Source organism: Naasia sp., assembly GCF_025465545.1.
Lineage (GTDB): Bacteria > Actinomycetota > Actinomycetes > Actinomycetales > Microbacteriaceae > Naasia.
The window spans coordinates 1-6,097 of sequence record NZ_JAODMK010000018.1; the positions used below are offsets into that span (position 1 = coordinate 1).

General features: G+C 71.2%; 7 protein-coding genes and 1 pseudogene. All 8 read right to left on the bottom strand.

All coding sequences use genetic code 11. From position 1 onward, the window contains the following. Positions 1-706, bottom strand: a 706-nt coding sequence (locus JWR33_RS06150) for a DUF222 domain-containing protein (RefSeq protein ID WP_297410291.1), incomplete at its 3' end; no start/stop codon positions are given. Between the two features lie 165 nt (positions 707-871). Further along, a complete protein-coding gene (locus JWR33_RS06155; protein ID WP_297410292.1) occupies positions 872-1,384 on the bottom strand; it encodes a GNAT family N-acetyltransferase in 513 nt (170 codons plus the stop codon). 57 nt (positions 1,385-1,441) lie between these two features. Beyond that, the gene (locus JWR33_RS06160) at positions 1,442-2,632 is read right to left on the bottom strand and encodes an alpha-amylase family glycosyl hydrolase (protein WP_366073815.1); all 1,191 of its coding nucleotides are present in this window, start codon (positions 2,630-2,632) and stop codon (positions 1,442-1,444) included. A gap of 95 nt (positions 2,633-2,727) precedes the next feature. Then, positions 2,728-3,030: pseudogene (locus JWR33_RS13545) on the bottom strand (alpha-amylase family glycosyl hydrolase); the annotation flags it as partial. After that, positions 3,020-3,550: a GNAT family N-acetyltransferase gene (locus JWR33_RS06165; protein ID WP_297410293.1), complete on the bottom strand. Its 531-nt coding sequence runs from the start codon at positions 3,548-3,550 to the stop codon at positions 3,020-3,022. The gene JWR33_RS06165 and the pseudogene JWR33_RS13545, both read right to left, overlap by 11 nt. Before the next feature lie 39 nt (positions 3,551-3,589). Then, entirely contained in the window at positions 3,590-4,402 is an 813-nt protein-coding gene (locus JWR33_RS06170) for a nitroreductase family protein (RefSeq protein ID WP_297410294.1), read from the bottom strand. Positions 4,403-4,406: 4 nt separating this feature from the next. Next, entirely contained in the window at positions 4,407-4,745 is a 339-nt protein-coding gene (locus JWR33_RS06175; protein WP_297410296.1) for a hypothetical protein, read from the bottom strand. 96 nt (positions 4,746-4,841) lie between these two features. Next, positions 4,842-6,038: a hypothetical protein gene (locus JWR33_RS06180; protein ID WP_297410297.1), complete on the bottom strand. Its 1,197-nt coding sequence runs from the start codon at positions 6,036-6,038 to the stop codon at positions 4,842-4,844. Positions 6,039-6,097: the final 59 nt, after the last annotated feature.

A 6,097-nucleotide genomic window follows, 5' to 3' on the forward strand; every position in this document is an offset into this window, starting at 1 on the left:
AGCCGGCCGCCTCCGGGTGGGCGTCGATCACCCAGCGGAGCAGCCCGTCCCGCCGGTGGATCACCTTGAAGCCCGACTTGGCGCGCAGCTCCTCCTCGCGGGGCTCGGCGCCGTCGGGATCGAACCGATCGGGAACCGCACGGCAGAGCGCCGCCAGATCCGGGAAGGACCGGAGGCGCGCTTCCTGCAACAGGTGCGTTTCGAGCCCCTCAAGGGCGTCCTGGCTCAGAATGTGCCGAACGGCTTCGAGCGCCTCGAGGATCACGCGGGCGCCGTCGGGGCTGACATCTCCTGTGTCGAGAGCGGCCGACACGTGCGCGAACCGGCACGGCAGCGGTTCGCCGCTGAGGCTCTCCCGCCCGACGAGCTCGGCGCCCACCCGGCACCAGTCGGCGGCACGTGCGACGGGAACGTCCGCTGAACGTGCCACGAGGGCGGCCGCCGTGCGCTCCCCCATCCGCTTGGACAGCGGCTCGAGCGCGTCCCGAGTGGAGCGCTTCGCGATCTCTCCCGCGACCCTCGTCGCGACGGTCTCGGCCAGCCGGGTGACCCTCCCCGCCCGCTCGGCCAGCTCCAGCAGCGTGGCATCGTTCGCGCCGGCAAGCAGCTGGCTCAGCGCCGCTTCGGGTTCGCCCCACGGCAGCGTCGCGACCCGGCGGGCGAGGCCGTCGGCCTGCTCGAGGAGAGCATCGGTGGGGCGATTCATAGGGCAATTGTGACCCCCACCACCGACACCCACCGACACTAGGAAGCGCTGATCAGCCGCCCTGTTGGCAACTTCTTGAGGTCGCTCCTGGGGAGGGAGAGTGCCCCGCCGATGGCCGCGACGAGGCCCGTTCCACGCGTCCCCTGGGCGCGCGCGGTGATCCCCTCAGGGCAGCGATTTGCGCATCTGCAGCTCCCGGCTGCGAGGGTCCAGCGGATACGGAATCGTGCGTCCGGTCTCCACGAACCCGCGCTTGGCATAGGCCCTCCGCGCGGCGGCATTGTCCTCGTGCACGTCGAGCAGGAGACCGCTCGCCTTGGTGCTCGCCCACTCCTCGATCGCCGACAGAAGGGCATCGGTCACTCCTGCGGCCGACCCTCGCGCGCCGGGGGCGACGTAGACGCCGACGAGGTAGGGCTCGACGCCGCCGTCGAACATGCGGCAGGCCATCGTGCCGAGCCACCGCCCGTCGCCCGCGATCGCGACCAGGTTGATCCCGTCCTCACGCCAGCCGCCGCCTGCGCGCGCTCGCCAGAAGTCGTCCGGATGCTCTCGGGCGGTGTCGAGCGTCTCCAGATAGGCAAGCGGGGTGTCCGCGAGCATCTCGAGCCTGAGCGCCTTCACCTGCGGCCAGTCGTCCTCCACCGTGGGTCTCACCTGGAAGTCACGCGGCGTCACCTCTCGACCCTACGACGCCGTCCGCTGACGCAGGATGAAGGTGCCTTCGCCGACCGATCAGCCCGTCAGCACCCAGGCCGCAGCATCAGGAGGCAGCATCCCGGAGGCGAGCGGCGCGGAGGAGAGGACCACCCGCCCCGCGAGGAGCGGGGCGTGCTGGTCCCCCATGGCGAGCGCGACGACGAACCCGCCGGACCGCCGGCACAGCAGCACCCCACCCGGTGTGAGGCTCCACTCCGCCGGGTCGCCGGAGCGCAGAGTTCCGTCGCCGACCAGCGCCCGCCGGATCCGGGTCGCCGCCCGGAGCAGGCTCAGCATCGAGGCGCCGTCCTGCGCCTGTCTGTCCACGGCGTACGCTCCCCAGCCCACCGGCTGCGGCAGCCATGAGCTAGCGCCGTCGCGCACGGCCGAGAACCCATGGAACCCGTCGGCCGCGGCGGTCCAGGGCAGCGGCACCCGCACCGCGTCCCGCGACACCCCCGCTCTCTCCCACATCGGATCCCGCTTCGCCGAATCCGGCACGTCGACCTCGGGCAGGCCCAACTCCTGCCCCTGGAAGACGTAGGCGCAGCCCGGGAAGCCGAGCATGGCCACCAGCGCCGCACGCGCCCGCCGCTCCCCCGCCTCGCCGCCACCGAACCGGGTGACGGCGCGCTGCACGTCGTGGTTCTCGAGGGCCCACGTCGGGAGGGAACCCGAGCGCCGCCGCACCCGCTCCAGCTCGTCGGCGACCCGCAGCCAGGCGTCGGCGTCCCAGCCGATCCCCATGAAGGTGAACGCGAAGGACTGGTGCAGCTCGTCCGGCCGGGTGAAGCGGGCTGCGCGGTCGGGCGGCAGGTTCACCTCGCCCACCAGCAGCCGCGGCGGCGCGTACTCCTCGGCGACTCGGCGCCAGCGCCGATAGACGTCGTGCACCTCCTCCTGGTCGCGGGCCAGCGGGTTGATGCGAAGCCCGTCCGCGCGCGGCGGCCGGGCGCCCATGTCGGGCAGCCCCTCCGCCTTGAACAGGCCGTGCGCCACATCGATCCGCACGCCGTCGACGCCCCGGTCGAGCCAGAAGCGGAGCACCTCCTCGAAGAAGTCGCCCACCGCCGGGTTGCGCCAGTTCCAGTCCGGCTGAGCCGGGGCGAAGAGGTGCAGGTACCAGTCGAGGTCGTCCGCGGAGTCAGGGACCGCCCGGGTCCAGGCCGACCCGCCGAAGACGCTCGGCCAGTCGTTCGGCGGGCCGCCATCCGAACGGCCAGGCAAGAAGTGGAAAGCGACCGCTCCTCGGAGCCGGGTCCCGCCGCGACCGCCGCTCGGAACAGCGGATGCTCGACGGAGGCGTGGTTGGGCACCAGGTCGACGATGACCCGCAGCCCCAGCTCGTGGGCGCCGGCGACCAACTCGTCGAAGTCGGCCAGGCTGCCGAACAGCGGGTCGACGTCGCAGTAGTCGCTCACGTCGTAGCCCTGGTCGACCTGCGGCGACGTCTGGAACGGGGTCAGCCAGAGAGCATCCATCCCGAGCGAGGCGACGTAGGGCAGGCGGTCGATCACGCCCCGCAGGTCGCCGACGCCGTCGCCGTTCGAGTCCGCGAAGCTCCGCGGATACACCTCGTAGACGACAGCGGTCTCCCACCACGGCGACCCGCCGTCAGGTGACATAGCCCTGCCGTCTCGCCTCGCGGAGCGCGCCGAGGTCGAAAGTCCAGACGTTGGTGCGGATCGGGTTGCCCGGCGGGTACTCGTCGTCCTCCTCGCCCTGGAAGGAGAAACCGGAGCGCTCGCACACGGCGTTCGAGCCCGTGCTGTCGGTGCGGGGATTCGCCACGAGCAGCGCCCGGGTGCCGCGCTCCGCCGCGTCCCGGGTGAGGGCGCGCAGCGCCTCCGTTCCGTACCCCCGGCCCTGGAACTCGGACAGCACGCTCCAGCCGACCTCCTGCACCTTCTGGTCGTGCCACTCGGACTCCCACCAGCCGATGATGCCGACCGCCGGATGCTCGTCCGTCGCGATCCGGAACATCCGAGCGTCGCCCTCGCTGTTCAGGCGCAGGTACTTCGCGTGCCGCTGCTCAACCGCCTCGGGAGTCTCGGGGCCGCCGAGGAACCGGGTCATCTCCGGCGAGTTGGCCGCCTGCAGCACAGGGAAGTCGCCGTCGTCGTACGGGAGAAGCGTCACTGCCATGTGCCGAGACTAGGGACCGCACTCGCGTGGGGCGACCGTCTAGCGCTCGGAGGGAGCCTGCAGGTCATCCCACCCGGTCTGCGGCGTCTCGCAGGTCTCGCGGTACACGTACTGGGAGGGAAGCTTCCGCTGGTGGCTAGACCAGTCGATCGTCGGTCGCCGCTGCTCCGGCGGCAGGTAGCCGAGCCGGTACACCGCCATCAGCTCGAGGTCGGCGGGCACCTTGAAGAGGTCGACGATCAGGTCCCACTTGCCGGGGACCTCCATCGGGAACGAGACGAACTGGATGCCCATGCCGAGCTCCAGCGTGGAGAGCCACACGTTCTCCATGGCGGCGCCCATGCTGAACAGCGAGTAGAACGAGGACAGCTCCCCCGGCCGGTACTCGCCCCGGTCCAGCATCACGCCGAGCAGCAGCGGCGACCCAGCGACCAGCCTCCGGTTCTCCTCACCGAGGGTGTGCGGCACTCGGAGCCCGTTCATCAGCTTCTGACCCCTCTTCGTGAACGCCTGGCTGGTGAACGGACGGAGGGCCGCGGGCAGCTTGTCGAAGAGCATTCCGTCGCGGCGGCGCTCCATCTCCTCCTTGCTGAACCGGAAGTACGGCTTGTAGCGCTCGAAGAAGGTGCCGTTCGACATCGCCTCGGTCATGCTCTCGCCGCTGATCCGCGCGATCGTCTCGATCGTCTCCCGGTTTTCCACGAGCACGAACCGCCACGGCTGGCTGTTCAGCTGCGATGGCGCGCGGCCGGCGAGCTCCATCAGGAGGCGCTGATGCGCCTCCGAGACGGGATCGGGCAGGAAGTGCCCGTTCGTCGTCGTGCGCCGGCGGATCGCGTCGAACAGCTCCACGCTGCTACCTCCAGGAACGGATGAGGCTCGCCACGAAGAAGGGGGCCGCCGTGAGCGCGACTATAGGGTGCCGCTTCGAGGAGGAGCCGAGGTACGGGATGGCGGCGAGCGGCACCACGGCGGGCGCGAGGAGCAGCGCCGACTGCTGGGCCGGAACCCGGGGCTTCCCCCACGCGGGGCTGGTGAGCGCGAGGCCGGTGAGCACACACGTCGAGATGTAGAGCGCGTGGTGCAGCCAGCGGTACTCGCGGGTGTCCAGGAGGCGCAGGGCGACGGACGTGCCGAGAGCGCAGTTGAGCGTGTAGGCGGCCGCCGCTCCGGAGAAGGGGACTCGCGCCTGCACAAGTCCTAGCCTGCCATGGGCGTGGATCTGCCACCGCGGCCGCGAAGGCTCCGCCGAGTGTGCCGAGTGTGCCGAGTGTGCCGAGTGTGCCGAGCGCTAGGAGACGGTGACCGGGGTCTTGGGCCGGACTGCCGCTTCTCGCGGACGGGTGCCGGTGAGCGCCCACACCAGGGCGAGCACCGGTGCGATGAACGAGGATGCGGCCACCACCGCGATGCCGAGCGTGACGCCGAAGCCGCCACCGATCGCCGCGCCGACGAGGATGCGCGACGGACCAGAGCCGGGCAGAAGCGCGTAGGCCGCGACGCCTACAGCGGCCCCGAGGAAGAGCGCGCCGAGCAGGATCATGTTCCACTGCAGGAACTCGGGAAGGAAGGATGCTGCCGCGGTCCCGAGCAGGGCAGCCGCACACAGCGCGAGTGCGACGTGAACGGTCGTCGCCCGGAACGGCACGCGGGCGACCAGGACCAGGTCGACGCTGACGAGCAGCGGCAGGGCTGCGACGATGCCGATACCAATGCCCAGACGCATCGTCTCCGTAGCGTCGAGCCCGGCGAGATAGGAGCTGCCGGTGAGGGCGACGACCGCCGCTGCCCCGCCGAGGATCACGCTCCCCCACGCCAGGGCGCGGGAGGCGGCGGCACGCTCGCGGGTCACCACGCCGAGGGGCCGTGGTGGCATCGGCATCGACGACGAGACGGAGGGTTCACGAGCTCCCGACTGGGGGCTCGAGCGAAGTGCCACGGCGAGGATGACCACGGCGGCGATGACGGCCACCGTGGGCGTGACGAGCGACACCGCGAGAACGAGGCACGCGATGGCCGCAAGGACGACCGACAGCGCCCATCGCTTCACTGCTCCCCTAGGTCGGCGGAGGACAGCCTCAAGCAGAGGGGTGGCGGCAGTGACGCCGAACAGAGTGGCCGCCAGAACGAAGGGGACGAGAAGGCGCGCGAATCCGCTCGGCTCCCTGCCTGCGTCCACATCGTCGAAGCCGACCGAGAAGGCGAGAAGGCCCGCCGCCGCGGAGGCGAAGGCGAGTGCGCCGACCGTCGCCGACAGGGCGGCGCGGGGTGAAGAGATGAGGCCCCACGACCGGAGCAGCGCGCAGAGGGCAGCCAACGTCAGGGCGGGCGCGAGCCCAGCGGTGGCGACCGTGCTGACCCAGCCGAGACCTCGCGTCGCCAGCTCGACGACGAAGACGACCTGCACGAGCGCCGCCGCGAGCGAGACGATGACCGCTGTCACAGCGAGATAGACGGCAGCGGACCGAGTGGGACCGATGCTGCGCATGCGCACAGTGTGGCAGGAAGACCGGGTCGCCTCTGCCCGGCGACTGAGCGAAGCCCCCC

Bases quoted from the DNA above. Each gene is read 5' to 3' on its own strand.
- JWR33_RS06165 (WP_297410293.1), bottom strand. From the start codon at position 3,550: ATGGCAGTGACGCTTCTCCCGTACGACGACGGCGACTTCCCTGTGCTG.
- JWR33_RS06180 (WP_297410297.1), bottom strand. From the start codon at position 6,038: ATGCGCAGCATCGGTCCCACTCGGTCCGCTGCCGTCTATCTCGCTGTG.